Source organism: Niallia sp. CD-39, assembly GCF_059874745.1.
The window spans coordinates 1-16,773 of sequence record NZ_JCBCPS010000005.1; the positions used below are offsets into that span (position 1 = coordinate 1).

14 protein-coding genes and 1 other annotated feature are annotated in these 16,773 nt (G+C 37.2%); of the genes, 1 reads left to right on the top strand and 13 read right to left on the bottom strand.

Features of this window, described 5'->3' with window-relative positions; all coding sequences use genetic code 11:
• Positions 1 to 103: 103 nt before the first annotated feature.
• The 5 genes from AC6F34_RS12135 to AC6F34_RS12155 form a co-directional block, all read right to left on the bottom strand.
• On the bottom strand, positions 104 to 1,039 hold the full coding sequence (locus AC6F34_RS12135; RefSeq protein WP_500772463.1) for an ABC transporter ATP-binding protein: 936 nt from the start codon (positions 1,037 to 1,039) through the stop codon (positions 104 to 106).
• A 1-nt stretch (position 1,040) separates the two neighbouring features.
• The gene (locus AC6F34_RS12140; RefSeq protein ID WP_500772465.1) at positions 1,041 to 2,108 is read right to left on the bottom strand and encodes an ABC transporter ATP-binding protein; all 1,068 of its coding nucleotides are present in this window, start codon (positions 2,106 to 2,108) and stop codon (positions 1,041 to 1,043) included.
• 10 nt (positions 2,109 to 2,118) lie between these two features.
• Positions 2,119 to 3,036, bottom strand: coding sequence for an ABC transporter permease (locus AC6F34_RS12145; RefSeq protein WP_500772890.1), 918 nt, complete (start codon positions 3,034 to 3,036; stop codon positions 2,119 to 2,121).
• Positions 3,036 to 3,971, bottom strand: coding sequence for an ABC transporter permease (locus tag AC6F34_RS12150; protein ID WP_500772467.1), 936 nt, complete (start codon positions 3,969 to 3,971; stop codon positions 3,036 to 3,038). Before AC6F34_RS12150 ends, AC6F34_RS12145 begins: the two co-directional genes overlap by 1 nt.
• A 149-nt stretch (positions 3,972 to 4,120) precedes the next feature.
• The gene (locus tag AC6F34_RS12155; RefSeq protein WP_500772891.1) at positions 4,121 to 5,695 is read right to left on the bottom strand and encodes a peptide ABC transporter substrate-binding protein; all 1,575 of its coding nucleotides are present in this window, start codon (positions 5,693 to 5,695) and stop codon (positions 4,121 to 4,123) included.
• Between the two features lie 557 nt (positions 5,696 to 6,252).
• Positions 6,253 to 6,460 (top strand) — a binding site (T-box leader).
• A gap of 68 nt (positions 6,461 to 6,528) precedes the next feature.
• On the opposite strand from AC6F34_RS12155, the gene trpS reads away from it, so the two are divergent.
• Positions 6,529 to 7,521: a tryptophan--tRNA ligase gene (gene trpS, locus AC6F34_RS12160; RefSeq protein ID WP_500772469.1), complete on the top strand. Its 993-nt coding sequence runs from the start codon at positions 6,529 to 6,531 to the stop codon at positions 7,519 to 7,521.
• Positions 7,522 to 7,577: 56 nt separating this feature from the next.
• Here the strand turns inward: trpS and AC6F34_RS12165 are convergent, their stop codons facing one another.
• From AC6F34_RS12165 to fabF, 8 genes are all read right to left on the bottom strand, one after another.
• On the bottom strand, positions 7,578 to 8,324 hold the full coding sequence (locus AC6F34_RS12165) for a YjbA family protein (protein ID WP_500772471.1): 747 nt from the start codon (positions 8,322 to 8,324) through the stop codon (positions 7,578 to 7,580).
• A gap of 174 nt (positions 8,325 to 8,498) precedes the next feature.
• Positions 8,499 to 9,413, bottom strand: a complete 915-nt coding sequence (gene opp4C / locus AC6F34_RS12170) for an oligopeptide ABC transporter permease (protein WP_500772473.1) — start codon at positions 9,411 to 9,413, stop codon at positions 8,499 to 8,501.
• A gap of 11 nt (positions 9,414 to 9,424) precedes the next feature.
• Complete coding sequence (locus tag AC6F34_RS12175) at positions 9,425 to 10,375, bottom strand: ABC transporter permease (RefSeq protein WP_500772893.1); 951 nt, start codon at positions 10,373 to 10,375, stop codon at positions 9,425 to 9,427.
• A 136-nt stretch (positions 10,376 to 10,511) separates the two neighbouring features.
• A complete protein-coding gene (locus AC6F34_RS12180) occupies positions 10,512 to 12,179 on the bottom strand; it encodes a peptide-binding protein (protein ID WP_500772475.1) in 1,668 nt (555 codons plus the stop codon).
• Between the two features lie 119 nt (positions 12,180 to 12,298).
• Entirely contained in the window at positions 12,299 to 13,285 is a 987-nt protein-coding gene (locus AC6F34_RS12185; protein ID WP_500772895.1) for an ABC transporter ATP-binding protein, read from the bottom strand.
• A gap of 38 nt (positions 13,286 to 13,323) precedes the next feature.
• Positions 13,324 to 14,304 carry an ABC transporter ATP-binding protein gene (locus AC6F34_RS12190; protein ID WP_500772477.1) on the bottom strand — a complete coding sequence of 327 codons (981 nt, stop codon included), beginning with the start codon at positions 14,302 to 14,304 and terminating at the stop codon, positions 13,324 to 13,326.
• Between the two features lie 252 nt (positions 14,305 to 14,556).
• Entirely contained in the window at positions 14,557 to 15,351 is a 795-nt protein-coding gene (locus AC6F34_RS12195) for a DUF2268 domain-containing putative Zn-dependent protease (RefSeq protein ID WP_500772479.1), read from the bottom strand.
• Between the two features lie 177 nt (positions 15,352 to 15,528).
• A complete protein-coding gene (fabF, locus tag AC6F34_RS12200; RefSeq protein WP_500772481.1) occupies positions 15,529 to 16,767 on the bottom strand; it encodes a beta-ketoacyl-ACP synthase II in 1,239 nt (412 codons plus the stop codon).
• Positions 16,768 to 16,773 lie beyond the last annotated feature (6 nt).

A 16,773-nucleotide genomic window follows, 5' to 3' on the forward strand; every position in this document is an offset into this window, starting at 1 on the left:
TGTCTATTTGTCATTATACAAAAAAGTACCCTATAGGTAGACTTTTTTTATGTGTCTACTCTATAGGGTACACTTTAATAGTTCAGTCGTCTCTTTTTATAATTTAATGCTTATAGTTTGCTTGATATTCTTTGAATTCTTTTTCAGAGCAATAAACAAAATGTCCTGGTGCCACTTCTCGCATTTCTAGCTTTTCGTCACTAGAATAATTGTGAGATGCTGGATCATAAGACTTTCTTACTCTTGATCTTTCAGATTCAGGATCTGGAAGAGGAATCGCAGAAAGCAAAGATTGTGTGTATGGATGGATCGGATTGTTGTAAAGCGAATCAGCAGGCGCTAGCTCTACTAGTTTTCCAAAATACATTACGCCAATACGGTCGCTAATATACTTTACCATCGATAGATCATGGGCGATAAATAAGTAAGTTAAGCCCTTTTCACGCTGCAGTTTTTTCATCAAGTTTACAACCTGTGCTTGAATTGAAACATCAAGTGCTGAAATCGGCTCATCCGCAATAATAAAGTCTGGATCTACAGCTAGGGCACGTGCAATCCCAATACGCTGTCTCTGTCCACCTGAAAACTCATGAGGATAACGATTTGCGTGCTCTTTGTTTAAACCAACTGTTTCTAATAATTCATATACTCGGTTCATACGATCCTTTTTTGTCTTAGCTAATCCGTGGATGTCAATTCCTTCAGCTATAATATCAGCAACTGTCATACGTGGATTTAAAGATGCATAAGGATCTTGGAAAATCATTTGCATCTTACGGTTAAATTTCTTTAACTGCTTTGCTGATTTTTTTCCGTGTACATTCTCATTTTCAAACAAGACTTCACCGCTTGTTGCATTATAAAGGCGAATGATAGTACGACCAGTTGTTGACTTTCCACAACCTGACTCCCCAACTAACCCCAATGTTTCACCTTTATATATATCAAAGCTAATTCCATCTACTGCTTTTACAACATTTCCTTTACCGACATCAAAATGTTGCTTTAAATTCTTTATTTCTAATAATTTTTCTGCCACGTTACTTTTCCTCCTTTACTAAGACTGGCTTTTCAAAATTGGAGGCAAGCTTTCTAAGACGCTTCTGAACAGATTCAGGTGGCTCAACTTGCGGTGCATCAGGATGCAATAACCAAGTCTTCGCAAAGTGAGTTTCTGAAATTTGATACATTGGTGGTTCTTCTTCAAAGTCAATCGCCAACGCATATTTATTTCTAGCTGCAAACGCATCCCCTTTTGGTGGATTTGTTAAATCAGGTGGTGTACCTGGAATAGCAGCAAGTTCTACTTCTTCATTATTTTCCAAACTTGGCATTGAAGCTAGCAAGCCCCATGTGTATGGATGGCGTGGGTCGTAGAAGATTTCATCAACTGTTCCCATCTCAACAATTTGACCAGCATACATAACCGCTACTCGATCAGCTACATTAGCAACTACACCTAAATCGTGTGTAATGAAGATAATGGATGTATCCAATTTTTCTTGTAATGATTTCATCAACTCTAATATTTGTGCTTGAATCGTTACATCCAAAGCAGTCGTAGGTTCGTCTGCGATTAATAGCTTTGGATTAGCTGCAAGAGCGATGGCGATCATTGCACGTTGTCTCATTCCACCAGAAAATTCATGTGGATATTGAGTAACACGCTTTTCTGGCATTGGAATTCCAACAAGTTTTAGTAGTTCAATTGCACGAGCTTTTGCGTCTTGCTTCGAAACTTTTTGGTGCTTTATTAACACTTCCATAATTTGATTTCCAATTCTCATCGTTGGATTCAACGAAGTCATCGGATCTTGGAAAATCATACTTATTTCTTTGCCTCGGATTTGCTCCATTTCTTTTTCAGACTTAGGAACAATGTCATCACCGTTAAAAAGAATTTGTCCACCTGTAATTTTACCAGGAGGCATTGGAATTAATTTCATAATAGTCTGGGACGTTACACTTTTTCCTGAACCAGACTCACCAACAATTGCAAGAGTCTCCCCTTTATGAAGGTCAAAGTTCACTCCGCGAACAGCTTTCACCTGTCCTCCATAAGTTTGGAATGAGACTTCTAAATCTTTTACTTCTAATATTTTTTCCATTTTCTCACTCCTATTTACGTAGTCTAGGGTCAAGAGCGTCACGTAAGCCATCTCCAACAACGTTAAACGCAAAAATTGTTAAACAAATAAAAATTGCTGGGAAGAATAAGCGCCAAGGATAATACTGCAATGCAGGCAATCCATCGTTGGCCATTGTTCCCCAACTTGCTAATGGAGGTGTTAGCCCAAGTCCTAAGAACCCTAAGAATGCTTCTGTGAAAATAGCGGATGGAACCGTTAATGTCATCGTTACTAGAATTGGTCCCATTGAGTTTGGAATTAAGTGCTTTGCCATAATTCTCGACGTATTTGCTCCTAATGTCTTAGATGCTAACACGTATTCCTGACTCTTCAACATAAGTACTTGTCCACGGACAATCCGGCTCATGTTGATCCAACCTGTTATGGTCATCGCGAGGATCATTGTCATTAACCCTTGTCCTAATACAACCATTAACAAAATTACAAGTAGTAGGTATGGAATACCGTAGAGGATATCGGCAAACCTCATCATTGCTTCATCCGTACGTCCACCTTTATATCCTGCAATTCCACCCCAGATTACCCCAATTACTAGGTCAATTAATGCTGCTGCAACCCCAATAAAAATCGAGATTCGTGCACCTTCCCAAGTTCTTGTAAACATGTCTCGCCCAAGGTCATCTGTACCAAACCAGTGTTCAGCTGAAGGTGCCTGGTTTTTATTCGTTAAATCAGTAGTCTTATAATCATAAGGTGTCATATATGGTCCAAAGATTGCCATAAAGATTAGAATCGCTAGAAGAACTAATCCGAACAAGGCAAGCTTATTTTTTCGAAATCGAATAAATACATCCTTCCAAAATGAAAGGCTCGGTCTTGAAATTTTTTCAGCATCTGCAGTATGTGTGCCTACTAGCTGAAATTTTTCTTTCGTATTTTGCATGATTACTCTCCTTTCTTCCCGCCTGCGAGCTTAATACGCGGATCGATTATACCGTATGCAATATCTACAAGGAGAATAGATACGAGTAGAATAATACTATAGAATACTGTAACACCCATAATAACAGTGTAATCACGATTATTAATGCTCGTTACAAAGTGTGATCCTAATCCAGGTATACCAAAGATTTTTTCAATTACGAAACTACCTGTTAGTACACTTGCAGTCAAAGGTCCCATATAAGTGACAACCGGTAATAATGCATTTCTCATTGCATGCTTTACAGTAATTGCCCCTTTGCTTAAACCTTTTGCTTTTGCCGTTTTAATATAATCATTAGCTAGAACCTCAAGCATACTTGATCTAGTTAAACGCGCAATGAATGCCATTGGTGTTGAGGCCAGAGCGAGTGCTGGCAGAATGGTGTGCATGAAGCTTTCCCATCTTGCAACAGGGAAAATTCCAAGTTTAATCGCAAGGAAATATTGTAAGAAAGTAGCCATAATAAATGAAGGTACAGAAATACCTAAAACAGCAATAATCATCGCTGTGTAATCTGGCCATCTATTATGTTTTAGTGCGGCAATAACTCCTAAAAGAACTCCAAATCCTAAAGCTAAAGCGATTGCTAATAGCCCTAAAGTAAGTGAAACTGGAAAACCATCATTAATAAGGTCATTAACTGATTGACTCTTGTATTTAAATGAAGGACCAAAATCCCACTGTAGTATTCTCATTAAATATTCCCCGTATTGTACATACCAAGGCTGATCCAATCCATAGTGAGCATTTAAGTTTGCTTCAATCTCTGGTGGTAGCTTCTTTTCAGATGTGAACGGGTTACCAGGTGCCATGCGCATAAAGAAAAACGTCGCAGTGATAATAGCCCATAAGGAAATGGCCATGTACAGTAGACGCTTTAAAATATATTTTGCCATTGACAAACACCTCCCATAAAAATTTGTCTTCTTCTATATGTTTCTCATTTTTTACATTTAAAGAACTTCATACCAATTTCATTTATATACAGAAACGAAGGTATATGAGGATATACCTCATATACCTTGCGTTAATAAGCTAAATAATTTTATTCAAAATATGCCCATTTGAATTGAGCATCACCTAAACCTGATACTGCAACGCCTTTTAGTCTTTCATTTTGAACCCAGTTGTTTGTGTAGAAGTAAACAGGCGCAACTGGCATTTCATCCATGAAAATTGCTTCAGCATCTCTTAGAAGCTGTTGACGAGCATCTGGATCTGCTTCAGTTTGTGATTGAGCTAAAAGTTGTTGGAACTCTTCGTTCGACCAACCAGTACCATTGTTACCACCATCTGCATCACGGTATGCTTCAAGGAAGTTAACACCATCGTTAAAGTCTCCTAACCATCCGTTACGTGCAATTTGATAATCTAATGCTTGTACTTGGTTTAAGAATACAGCCCATTCAGAGTTATCTAAACTAACTTGTACTCCAAGGCTTTGTGACCACATATCTTGAACTGCTTGTGCAATTTTTTGATGACCTTCAGAAGTGTTATATGACAAAGTGATTGCTGGTAGCTCAGAAACATCGCTATAGCCTAGCTCTTCTAGACCCTGTTGTAAATATTCTTTCGCTGTTTCAACATCGTTATCTTTGAAATATCCTTCTTCATTCTCAGGGAACATTGTTGGAGGAACAAATGCCATCGCTGGTTTTTGCTCACCTTGTGCAACGTTGTCAATGATCGCTTGACGGTCGATTGCTAATGTAAACGCTTTACGAATATTTGCATTGTTGAAAGGCTCAACAGTTGTATTGAATTTATAGAAATAAGTACCTGCGATTAACTCAGTAATTAAACGATCTTGATCTTTAAGTGCAGGTAGTGCATCTAGTGGTAATGCTCCAGTAGGTGCTCCAGCCCAGTCAAGTTCTTCGTTATCAAACATTGAAAGTTCTGTATTACCATCGTTAATCATGTACATTTCAATTTTTTCTAAAGATACTGCATCTTTATCCCAATAAGTATCGCTCTTTTCTAAAACGATCTTATCTGAATGAGACCATTCAACCATATGGAAAGGTCCATTAGTTGTGTAGTTATCTCCAGCATTATTTGCCCAGTCTGGAGCGCTTTCAGCGATATTACTGTTAAATGGTAAGTATGTGTAGAACGCTGTTAATTCTAAGAAGAAAGGTGTTGGGTTAGCTAATGTTACTTCTAATGTTTTTTCATCAATAGCAGTTACTCCAACATCATCCATTGAACCATTACCTGTATTAGCTGCTTCTGCACCCTCAATATAGTAGAGTTGGTAAGAATATTCAGATTGGTTGTTTGGATCTAAAGCCCATTTCCATGCTGCTTCAAAGTCTTGAGCAGTTACTTCATCTCCATTTGACCATTGTGCATCACGAATTGTAAACGTATATACACGTTGATCATCAGAAACATTAATATCCTCAGCCATTGCATATTCAGGCTCACCATCTTGTCCAATGCGTGTTAAACCTTCTAAAGTTTGGCGTAGAACTGTTCCTGAAGTTGAATCTTTTGCAAGTCCAGGATGTAATGAAGGTGGTTCAGTATTAATGTTTACTCTTAGTTCTTGTTTTACTTCTCCTTTATCACCATCAGTGTTGTTACCACCGCCGCCACATGCAGCAAGGAACATACTAACAACTAGGAGCATGCTAAAAAAGATTGCAAACTTTTTTCTACTCACGGTATTACCCCCTAAATAATTTGATCCAAACGAACTTTGTATTTGTTTGAAATACAATTGTACGCCTGCCATATATTACTTAAATAGTCTGTTAATTCATGGTGTAATTATTATTCTACTATATCTAATAATTATACAAGAAACAGATTAGATACTATTTTATATTCAATCGACTTAGATATCAATTATTTTTTCAGTTCGATTAAATAGTTAGAATATACCGGCAATTGCTAATATAATTGAATTTCATTTTTTTCGCCGCTTGGATGTTTTTCATTATAATTAGATTAAAAACTTATTGCAAGGTAGTTTTTATAGTTGTAAATAATCTATATATATAAAATATTAGTATAATTTTTTCTAGTGTTAATTTTGGTTCTATACCGAATATTCTTTCTTCCTTTTTTGCGTTATTCAAGGAAAGTGGTCGGGTACTCTTCCCCACTAACGTATCACCTTGCTTATTTATGACAAGTATAATAATATAGAATTTAAATATGAATGAAGCGAGCGCTATGAGAAAGAAGAGTACATTTACTTATGGTTTATAGAGAGCCTGTGGTTGGTGCAAACAGGTAACCAGGTAAATCGAATGGACTTTTGAGCAGAAACGTTTTCCTACGTTACAAGGAAACTTCAATTAGTTTTAATTGAAGAATAAAGTGGCTCAGTACTGAGCAATTAGGGTGGCACCACGGACCATTCGTCCCTAGATTTTAGGGATGAATGGTCTTTTTGTGTTCTTTTTTCAAATAGCGATGCTTTTAGAAGGAGTCATAATAATGAAGAAGACAATTTTTTCAGGAATTCAGCCGAGTGGGAAAGTAACGCTTGGTAACTACATTGGGGCATTAAAGCAATTTGTTGAACTACAGGATGAATATAACTGTTACTTCTGTATTGTCGATCAGCATGCGATTACAGTACCTCAGGATCGCTTAGAATTGCGTAAAAACATCCGGAGCTTGGCTGCACTTTACATCGCAGTTGGACTTGATCCAAAGAAAATTACGTTGTTTGTGCAATCTGAAGTACCAGCACATGCCCAAGCTGCTTGGATGATGCAATGTATAGCATATATCGGAGAATTAGAAAGAATGACGCAGTTTAAAGATAAATCGCACGGGAAAGAAGCAGTTTCTGCCGCACTGCTCACATATCCACCATTAATGTCTGCAGATATTCTTCTATATCATACAGACCTCGTTCCAGTAGGAGAAGATCAAAAGCAGCATTTAGAATTAACGAGAGATCTCGCTGAACGCTTCAACAAAAAATATAACGATATTTTTACAATCCCTGAAGTTAGAATTCCCAAGGTTGGAGCTCGCATCATGAGTTTACAGGATCCATTGAAGAAAATGAGCAAGTCTGACCAGAATCAAAAAGCCTTTATCTCTCTATTAGATGAACCTAAGCAAATTGAAAAGAAAATCAAGAGCGCAGTGACTGATTCTGAAGGAATTGTAAAATTCGATAAAGAAAACAAACCAGGATTGTCCAATCTACTTTCGATTTATTCTATTGTTACTGGTGAATCAATCGAGATTATCGAAAATAAATATGAAGGAAAAGGCTATGGTGAATTCAAACAAGGACTTGCCGATGTATTAGTCAACTCAATTAAACCAATTCAAGATCGATACCATGAGTTACTTAATTCTGAAGAACTTGATCAAATCCTTGATGATGGTGCTTTAAAAGCTAATGCAGTCGCATCAAAAATGGTCAAGAAGATGGAGAATGCCATGGGATTAGGAAGAAAAAGACGCTAATATCAAATAATAAAGGGTGCCCAAAACTTATACGTTTTGGGGCACCCATTTTCATATTAATTCACCTTTGGACCATGCTCCATTTCCCATAACTTTTCAAAAAATGGTTGTCCTTTTATTATATTCTCACAAAACGCCTCATGTTTTGTTGACCAGCCATATTTACACTCTTCATACAACCTATGCCATGCTTCTTCGAAATCGAAAGCTTGAATACTTTCATACTTTTCAGGAGTCCATTCAGTATACCAATAACGAATCTCCGCTTCGTTTTTAGAAGCATGCAACTGATCCAATGCCATGAACATCAGTTGCTTTAACTGTCTTTCCTTCCTAGTTAAGCCATTCATTAATGAAGGAGATGGCGATAAGATATGAAATTCTTTTTCATTTTCTTTGTATGTAAATTTATATTCGACTACGTCTTGATTTTCAATCATCTCATAAGCCAATTGTTCCTGCCTCGGTATAAGTCTACTTTTACGTATTGGGATATTATAGCCCATCGTATCAACTGCAAGCAGTTCCTTCCCATCACAAATGACAAAGCAATACTCTAGCTGCACACGTTCATGATTTTTACGTAAAAAGCCCTTTTGATAAACCTCTTCTAAAAGCAGCTGGGGCAATTCAGCTAGATCATTTTCAATATATTGAAACAACAGTGGGTTCACCTTCAATAAAGGTACCTGATCCAATAACTCCACACCATCCTCTTTTCTCCACTCATGAAAATGACATACATTATAGCCGTTCTCTTCCCCTTCAAACCAATTCACCCATACATCATGAAGATATAACATTCATTAACCCCCACTTCAACAACTATTTGTCACTAAGTATGGGCAGGTTATAGTAAATTTATTCCTTCAAAAGTCAAAATGAAATGATTAAACTCAATCATCTTTTAATCATATTCACTTTTGAATACATAAGAAAAGCGCACTAGCTATTGTTAGCTAATGCGCTTAATTTTTTTAATCTAAACCCTTCGGATCCAGTGCATCACGTATACCATCACCGATAAAGTTAAAACTAAGTACAGTTAAAAGGATGAGCAATCCTGGGAAAAAAGGATACCAAGGTGCACTAATCATAACTGTAAAGTTTTGAGCGTCTTGAAGCATATTCCCCCAGCTAGGTGTAGGAGGTTGAATTCCAAGTCCTAAATAACTAAGACCCGCCTCTGAGAGAATAACTCCCCCAACTAATAGTGTAGCTGCTACGATAATTGGGCCCATTGCATTTGGCAAGATATGACCAAAAATAATTTTATATGATCTTGTTCCGATTGTTTTGGATGCAAGGACGAATTCTCTTGACCTTAGTGTTAAGAATTCTCCTCGTACTAGTCTTGCTGTACCCGTCCACGATGTAAGGGCAAATACAAGAATCAATCCTTCAACACTTGGCTTGAAAATTGTTATAACAGTGATTAATAGGAAAATAGTTGGGATTGAAATGATAATATCAACAAATCGCATGAGGATTCCATCAATAATCCCACCAAAATAACCTGCTAAGGCGCCAACTGAAATTCCAATAATCATTGCCCCTAATACAGAACCAAACGCAACTAGCAATGAGATACGTCCGCCATATAATAACCTTGAAAAAATATCGCGTCCATACCTGTCTGTACCTAGCCAATTCTCTGAGTTTGGCGCTTGTAAAACCTTAAGTAAATTTTGTAGTTCATATGGATGTGAGGTTAAGAGTGGCGCTGCAATCGAAGCAAGAACGACAAAGATTAAAAATATAGCTCCAACAACAGCCAATCTATTTTTCATAAATCTTGAAAACATAATTTTTGTTAAGGTTTCAGGTTTTTGCTTCAATTTGGGGTTTAATTCTAATTCTTCTTGTGATATTTGCTGATTTGTTTGTGACATTTAAACCCCTCCTAGTACTCAATTCGCGGATCAAAGATCGCATAAAGTATGTCCGCTATTAAATTTCCAACTACAACAAATACTGCTGAAATGACTGTAATAGCCATTATTACTGGATAATCACGTTGGAAGGCGGAATCGATAAACAAGGAGCCAATTCCTGGCCACGAGAACACTTTTTCAGTAATAGCAGCTCCACCAATGAACGAAGGAAGCATCAATCCAAAAATTGTAATAATCGGAATCATTCCGTTACGAAGTCCGTGTTTCAATACAACTTTCTTTTCTTTAAATCCTTTTGACATTGCTGTACGTATATAGTCTTGTTTTAAAACTTCTAACATCGAAGATCTTGTATAGCGAGTTAGCTGAGCTGTATCAACTGTCGCAAGTACAAAAGCTGGTAGTATTAAATGATGAAGCCTGTCCCATATACTAAACTCAGCATTTAATGTTTGAGTTCCACCTGTAGGAAACCAGCCTAAATTGACTGATAAAACAATGATAAGCATAAGACCCAACCAAAAGTTAGGGATTGAAACACCGACAAATGAGAAAAATGTTGCCGTATAATCAACCTTTGAGTATGGTCTCATGGCAGAATAAATACCTATTGGTATGGCAATTATAGCTGCAATGAGTGTTGAAGCTACCATAAGGAGCAACGTATTTGGTAGACGATTCATAATCATTTCACTTACAGGGACTCCACGTCTCACAATTGAATCACCAAAATCACCTTTAACCATATTGCCAACCCATCTAAAATATTGCACATGAACTGGATCATCTAAACCATATTTATCGCGAAACTTCTGCATGTCTTCTTGCTTTAGCTTTGGATCCATAAGCAGTGTTTCAGGACCACCTGGAGCAGCTTGAACGATTGCAAATGACACGATAGTAATTCCAATTAATAAAGGAATCGCCATAAGTGTACGTCTAATAATGTATGAAACCATCTTTAATGCCCCTTCATTAATAAATTGTGTATGAAAATACATTGCAATTGCAAATGTAGAACTTTCAATAATCAAACTACTCTACAAACTTATTCAATATATTAGTGGGGGTCTCCCCCCACTAATCAATAGGCTATTAATCTTGCTTTAACCACCATTTGTGAATGTTGTATAATGGGTTACGTGCATGGAACTCATAGCCTTCCATATTATCAGGCATTGAACGGAATTCTTGTGGGTAATACAAGAATGTGTAAGCTTGATCTTCAGCTAAACCTACTTGGATTTCTCCAATCATTTCTTTACGTTTTTCACGATCTAATTCTTGTAATTGTGCATCCATTAATTCATCTAATGCTGGGTTTGAATAACCATGCATGTTGTTACCTAGCTCAGCTTCTCTAGTATGGAAGATACCACTTGGATCTGGATCAATTCCTAGTGCCCAACCTAATACTAGTCCTTCGAAATTACGTGCTGGAGCATTAATATCATTGATTAAAGCACTGAACTCCATAATTGCTGGAGTTGCTTCAATACCAACTTCTTTTAATTGTTGTTGCATAATTACTACGATATCTTCACGTACTTTGTTACCTTGGTTCGTTTTCACTTCAAATGCTAATCTTTCGCCATCTTTTTCTAAGATTCCGTCTGAACCAGGAGTCCAGCCAGCTTCTTCAAGTAAAGCTTTTGCTTTTTCTGGATCATATTCAAACTTTGGTACATCAGGGTTGTAAGCCCAGCTTAATGGACTTTCAGGAACATGGGCAACTTCTCCAAGTCCTCCCATTACTGTTGCAACAATTTGTTCACGGTCAATTGCGTGAGTAATTGCTTGGCGCACTTTTACATCCTTGAATCGATCATCACGTTGGTTTAGTGTGAAGAAAGTATAAGAAAGAGCTAAACCATTTTCAAGTTTTAATCCAACACCAGGAGCAAATGATTCTACAGTTGGCACATCTGGTTGTGGAATACCATTGTACATCTCAATGTCTCCTGCTTGTAATTGAGCAATTACAGCATTTGCATCAGGAACAATTTTATAAGTTACAGAATCTAAGTATGGACGACCTTCATGATAATCATCGTTAGCTACTACCTTAACAAATTCACCATCAACCCACTGGTCAAACTTGAAAGCACCAGAACCAATAGGATTTTTAGTATTGAATTCATGTTCACCAAGCTCTCCAACTGGTACTTCACCAAGAATGTGCTCAGGTAAAATAGAATACCCTAAAGTTACAACAGGGAATTGTGCATCAAGTTGCTTTAATTTAAATTCAATCGTATAGTCATCAACTTTATTAACACTTTCAAGTCCAGCAAAGTAAGCTTTACGAGGACCATCATAATCATCATGTAAAGGGATATTGAATGTAAATACAACATCATCTGCAGTTACATCTTCCCCATCATGGAATTTAATGCCTTCCTTCAACTTAACAGTGTAAGTTAAACCATCTTCAGATACTTCAGGAGCTGCTTCAGCCATTGCTGGTTGAGGATTAAACTCTAGGTCACTAGAATATAAACCATCAAAAATCAAACTTTCAATTTCCCCAGAAACGTTATCGTTTGAATATAGGGCATTGAAAACTGATGGATTACCAGCAGTACCTATTACTAAATCTCCACCTTGTTGTGGTTCATCATTACCTGGTTCTTCTGTTTGTTCTTCACCATCATCCGGCGTTTCTGGATCAGTACTAGCACCGTCTCCACCAGAACAAGCTACTAAAAACATAGAAAGAACGAGCATTAAGCCTAATAACCATGCTTGCTTTTTCACTTTCATTTCCCCCTTTAATTTTGTTTAAATATTGAAAATTTTCCTGATGCGGATTAGCTTTGCTGCACCGCCTCCTTTCAAATTTTCAAAATCTATAATGTCAATTTCCAATTTGGAAACTACATTTAATACAAATGACATGCTACGAAGTGATCTTTTTTCACTTCTTTAAACTCAGGAATTCTTTCTGCACATTCTGGAGTTGCCGCTGGACATCTCGTATGGAACACACAGCCTGTTGGTGGATTTGCCGGGCTTGGCAAATCTCCTGTTAAGATGATTCGCTCTCTCTTCTGCTGTTCACCTTTTTTCTTAGGAACTGGTACAGCAGACATCAATGCTTGTGTATATGGATGAAGTGGTTCTTCATACAAGCTATGCTTGCTAGAAAACTCCATCACTTTTCCTAAATACATAACCGCAACACGGTCACTTATATGGCGCACGACACTTAAGTCATGTGAAATAAAAACGTAAGTTAAGCCTAGTTCTTCTTGTAGATCTTCCATTAAGTTAATAATTTGCGCTTGAATCGAAACATCAAGTGCTGATACTGGCTCATCGGCAATAATTAAATCTGGATTTACGGCTAACGCTCGTGCGATCCCGATCCTTTGACGCTGACCACCGGAAAATTCGTGTGGATAACGATTGATGAACATTGGATTTAATCCAACCTTCTCAAGCAATTCCTCAATTTTTTCCGTTCTCCCCTTTGTAGATCCATACATATTATGAGTCGCCATCGGTTCATTTAAGATTGCCTTTAATGTCTTACGAGGATTTAAAGATGCATATGGATCTTGGAAAACCATTTGCATGTCTTTTCTCATCGTACGTCGAAGCTCATTTTCTCTTAATTTACTAATATCTTTTCCTTTAAAGATAATGTTTCCACTAGTAGGTTCATAGAGTCGAATCAATGTACGTCCAGCTGTTGACTTCCCACAACCTGACTCTCCTACAATTCCAAGTGTTTCTCCTTTTTTCACTTTAAAGCTAACACCGTCTACTGCTTTAACTGAACCAACATTTCGTTGGAATACACCCGCTTTTATTGGAAAATGCTTTTTTAACTCATTGACTTCCAATATATAATTCGTATCAGTAATAATTCCTGAATTATTCTTTTCTTGTGTCGGCGTGCTCATTAATGTACCTCCTTATCGCTGTGCAAAAAACAGCGAACTTTCCGTTGTCCATTCACTTCAATAAGTTGTGGCATTTCCTGCCTGCATCGATCGAATGCATGTGGACAACGTGGTGCAAAACGGCAGCCTTCTGGAAAATGCTCTGGTGGAGGTACCATTCCTTCTATTGATTGTAATCGGTCTGTATCTGAATCTAATGATGGAATTGATCCCATTAGCCCTTCTGTATATGGGTGAAGTGGCTCATCAAACAAGTCATCAACCTTTGCTTCCTCTACCACTTGTCCACAATACATAACAATGACTCGATCAGCTACCTCAGAAACAACACCTAAATCATGTGTGATAATTAAAATTGATGTATCTGAGTTTTTGCTCAAATCTCTCATTAAATCTAAGATTTGTGCTTGAATCGTTACATCCAATGCCGTTGTTGGCTCATCTGCAATTAATAGCTTTGGATTACAACTCATTGCAATTGCAATCATAACCCTTTGTCTCATTCCACCAGAAAGGCGATGAGGATATTCGTTGATTAATGCCTTAGCACGAGAGAATCCAACCATTTCTAGCATTTCGACTGCCTTTGCTCTCGCTTGGTTTTTATTCAATTTTTGGTGATAGACCAATACTTCCATGATCTGTTCTCCAATTGTTAATACCGGATTCAAGGATGTCATCGGCTCCTGGAAAATCATAGAAATATCATTTCCACGAATATGGCACATATCATCCTCACTTAACTGAACGATGTCTTTACCATCAAACAAAATCTCACCATCAACTATCTTTCCTGGAGGACTTGGAATCAGCCTCATAATTGATAGAGAAGTAATGCTCTTACCTGAACCTGATTCCCCTACCAGAGCAACCGTTTCCCCTTTATTGATTTTCAAATCAACACCATCAACGGCGGGAATCATTGTTTTTTTTCTTTGAAAATATGTTTTTAGGTTCTTAACTTCTAATAGAGCTGTCATAACACCCTCCGTTTACAAATAAAAAAAATTCGCTTTATAATATCGAAATAATATTATACGAATTATTGAAATAGTTTAATTTCCTGAACTATTCAGGTTAATTAACTGTATATTATTACAAATAGATTACGAGTTCAAGAAGTTTTTTAAAAATTCTATCCATTTATTTTATTTCGAACTTTGAAATTTTACAATAAACTCTGTAATTAGAAGGGTTTTCTACAATTTTCAGCAAATTGATTCGCAGAAAAATTATTTTCTATCAACATTCCATTTAGGCAAAAGTTCATCACTTCTTATGGTAAATGATTCAATAATCTCAAATTTATTATTTATATTGAATAATATTATCATTGCATACCCTACAGTATAGCCAAACATTGGTGGGAAACCCCTTTTCCCAAACAAAGCCAAATCATGAATTCGATCTTGCCTTGTCTTATGTAAATACTGGGCAACTTTCGTTTTCTCCCATAGTTCCTTTAATTCCTGTTCATCCATAGTTTTGCTCCATTTTGATAAATATTCCTTCCCACAATAATGCTCTACCGCGTATTCCGCAAGACCTTCAAGCACCATCGAATCCAATAAAGTATACGCTCCAACTTCTTTTCGATTCGCCCTCATTCTGCATACATGGTGATATTCATGGATAAGCAGAGCTTCATACTCTTTCTCATCCGTTATCGGAGATAAAAATAAAAAGATTGCCTGTTTAAAAGAAACACCTGATTTAATCTGATTATTCTTCATTAGAAATGATTGGTTGCTTTCAATAGGAAAAATATAAATAGGTACATCTGGGCCTTTCCACTTTACTCTATATATTTTGAAGAGATTGTTTATTTTTTTCCAGACCCTGTGTTCCTTTAATCGTTGAAAGCATTTCTTCGTTCGTTCATTAGGCTTATACATGCCAAATGATTGGAGGTAACGATAAAACTGTTCCTCATCATCGTTTTCAAATAACTTATTCATCTTTCTAATCATATCAAGTGGCTCCTCAAAACTTTTATTCATCCACTGATCAGTTTCCACTACTCCCATAGCTTACTCCTCTCTACCACCTCGTCTTGTTACATGATATTTCAGTTTCCTCTATTCATTCCAAAAGATTCAAACACCTATTAAATTTAGTAGGAAATCATTCACAACCTTAAGTGATTTTGGCTTTCTAGACATACAAAAAGGACTTTGTTCAAAAACAAAGTCCTTTGCTATCATTTATTCATATTTCTTTAGAGCAATCGTTGCATTATGACCACCAAACCCTAATGAATTACTAATAGCGACTTTAATCTCTTCATTTCTCGCTTCATTTGGTACATAATCTAGATCACATTCTGGATCTGGTGTTTCATAATTGATTGTTGGAGGGAGTATCCCTTCTTTTAAAGATAAGGCAGTAATAATCGCCTCAATTCCACCTGCAGCACCAAGAAGATGACCTGTCATCGACTTAGTTGAGCTTACTGCCAATTTGTATGCATGTTCACCAAACACTTCTTTAATTGCAGCTGTTTCATACTTATCATTGTAATCTGTACTAGTGCCATGAGCGTTTATATAATGAACTTCGTGAGGCAAAACACCACCATCTTCAAGCGCCATTTTCATCGCTCTTGCGCCACCTTCTCCTCCAGGTGCTGGTGCAGTAATATGATAAGCATCACCTGTAGCACCATAGCCCACGATTTCAGCATAAATAGTTGCACCTCTAGCCAATGCATGCTCCAGATCTTCTAATATTACAATACCTGCTCCTTCTCCAATGACAAATCCATCTCTATTTTTATCAAATGGCCTGCTAGCTGTTTCAACGTCTGGATTCGTTGACAACGCCGTGTTAGCACAAAAGCCTGCTACCGACATTTTTGTTATTGGTGCTTCTGCTCCACCAGTAACCATCACATCTGCATCTCCGCGTTGGATGACTTTAAATGCGTCTCCGATTGAATTTGTACCAGTCGCACATGCTGTAACAGAGCAATTATTAAATCCCTTTGCCCCTAATGCAATGGACACCTGTCCAGTTGCCATATCAGGAATCATCATTGGTACAAAAAACGGACTAACGCGACGATATCCCCTTTTTAGGAATGTTTCAAATTGATTTTCAAACGTCTCCATTCCACCAATACCAGAACCAATCCACACGCCAACGCGGTGTGCATTTTCATCCGTAATTGTTAGGTTTGCATCTTTAACCGCCATTAATGCCGATGCCAATGCATAATGAGTGAAGCGATCCATTTTTCTTGCTTCTTTTTTTTCTACATAATCCTCTATTGAGAAATCCTTTACTTCTGCAGCAACTTTAACAGGATATTCTTCCGCATTAACTCTAGTAAGTGGACCAACACCTGATTTACCTGCTTTTATGTTTTCCCACGTAATCTCTACATTTTTTCCTAGTGGCGTTACCGCACCTATACCAGTAATTACAACTCTTTTCTTAGTCAAACTAAT